We start from the raw sequence: 2197 nt of genomic DNA on the forward strand, positions 1-2197 counted from the left end.
CTTCAAAGCCTCCCACCTATCCTACACATCAAGGACCAGTGTTCAGTGTCAAGCTATAGTAAAGGTTCACGGGGTCTTTCCGTCTTGCCGCGGGTACACTGCATCTTCACAGCGAGTTCAATTTCACTGAGTCTCGGGTGGAGACAGCCTGGCCATCATTACGCCATTCGTGCAGGTCGGAACTTACCCGACAAGGAATTTCGCTACCTTAGGACCGTTATAGTTACGGCCGCCGTTTACCGGGGCTTCGATCAAGAGCTTCGCGTTGCCGCTAACCCCATCAATTAACCTTCCGGCACCGGGCAGGCGTCACACCGTATACGTCCACTTTCGTGTTTGCACAGTGCTGTGTTTTTAATAAACAGTTGCAGCCAGCTGGTATCTTCGACTGATTTCAGCTCCACCCGCAGGGGCTTCACCTACATATCAGCGTGCCTTCTCCCGAAGTTACGGCACCATTTTGCCTAGTTCCTTCACCCGAGTTCTCTCAAGCGCCTTGGTATTCTCTACCTGACCACCTGTGTCGGTTTGGGGTACGATTTGATGTTACCTGATGCTTAGAGGCTTTTCCTGGAAGCAGGGCATTTGTTACTTCAGCACCGTAGTGCCTCGTCATCACACCTCAGCGTTAAAAGGTACCGGATTTACCTGGAACCTCCGCCTACATGCTTAAACCGGGACAACCGTCGCCCGGCTAACATAGCCTTCTCCGTCCCCCCTTCGCAGTAACACCAAGTACAGGAATATTAACCTGTTTCCCATCGACTACGCCTTTCGGCCTCGCCTTAGGGGTCGACTCACCCTGCCCCGATTAACGTTGGACAGGAACCCTTGGTCTTCCGGCGAGCGGGCTTTTCACCCGCTTTATCGTTACTTATGTCAGCATTCGCACTTCTGATACCTCCAGCATGCCTCACAGCACACCTTCAACGGCTTACAGAACGCTCCCCTACCCAACAACACATAGTGTCGCTGCCGCAGCTTCGGTGCATGGTTTAGCCCCGTTACATCTTCCGCGCAGGCCGACTCGACCAGTGAGCTATTACGCTTTCTTTAAATGATGGCTGCTTCTAAGCCAACATCCTGGCTGTCTGTGCCTTCCCACATCGTTTCCCACTTAACCATGACTTTGGGACCTTAGCTGGCGGTCTGGGTTGTTTCCCTCTTCACGACGGACGTTAGCACCCGCCGTGTGTCTCCCGTGATAACATTCTTCGGTATTCGTAGTTTGCATCGGGTTGGTAAGCCGGGATGGCCCCCTAGCCGAAACAGTGCTCTACCCCCGAAGATGAGTTCACGAGGCGCTACCTAAATAGCTTTCGGGGAGAACCAGCTATCTCCCGGTTTGATTGGCCTTTCACCCCCAGCCACAAGTCATCCGCTAATTTTTCAACATTAGTCGGTTCGGTCCTCCAGTTAGTGTTACCCAACCTTCAACCTGCCCATGGCTAGATCACCGGGTTTCGGGTCTATACCCTGCAACTTAACGCCCAGTTAAGACTCGGTTTCCCTTCGGCTCCCCTATACGGTTAACCTTGCTACAGAATATAAGTCGCTGACCCATTATACAAAAGGTACGCAGTCACACCACGAAGGTGCTCCCACTGCTTGTACGTACACGGTTTCAGGTTCTTTTTCACTCCCCTCGCCGGGGTTCTTTTCGCCTTTCCCTCACGGTACTGGTTCACTATCGGTCAGTCAGGAGTATTTAGCCTTGGAGGATGGTCCCCCCATATTCAGACAGGATACCACGTGTCCCGCCCTACTCTTCGAGTTCACAACCTGTGCATTTTCGTGTACGGGACTGTCACCCTGTACCGTGCGACTTTCCAGACGCTTCCACTAACACACAAGCTGATTCAGACTCTGGGCTGCTCCCCGTTCGCTCGCCGCTACTGGGGGAATCTCGGTTGATTTCTTTTCCTCGGGGTACTTAGATGTTTCAGTTCCCCCGGTTCGCCTCGTTAACCTATGTATTCAGTTAACGATAGTGTGACGAATCACACTGGGTTTCCCCATTCGGACATCGCCGGGTCAAAGGTTCATATCACCTCGCCGGCGCTTTTCGCAGATTAGCACGTCCTTCATCGCCTCTGACTGCCAGGGCATCCACCGTGTACGCTTAGTCGCTTAACCTCACAACCCGAAGATGTTTCACTTCTGATTGCGAAAATTTGAGAGACTCGAACACACCATT

1 rRNA gene is annotated in these 2197 nt (G+C 52.6%); it reads right to left on the bottom strand.

Annotation, left to right across the window (positions count from 1 at the left end):
- Positions 1-2136, bottom strand: a 23S ribosomal RNA gene (locus ACHH0Z_RS25425); the annotation flags it as partial.
- Positions 2137-2197: the final 61 nt, after the last annotated feature.

The organism is Enterobacter cloacae complex sp. 2024EL-00227, assembly GCF_043945315.1.
GTDB lineage: Bacteria > Pseudomonadota > Gammaproteobacteria > Enterobacterales > Enterobacteriaceae > Enterobacter > Enterobacter roggenkampii.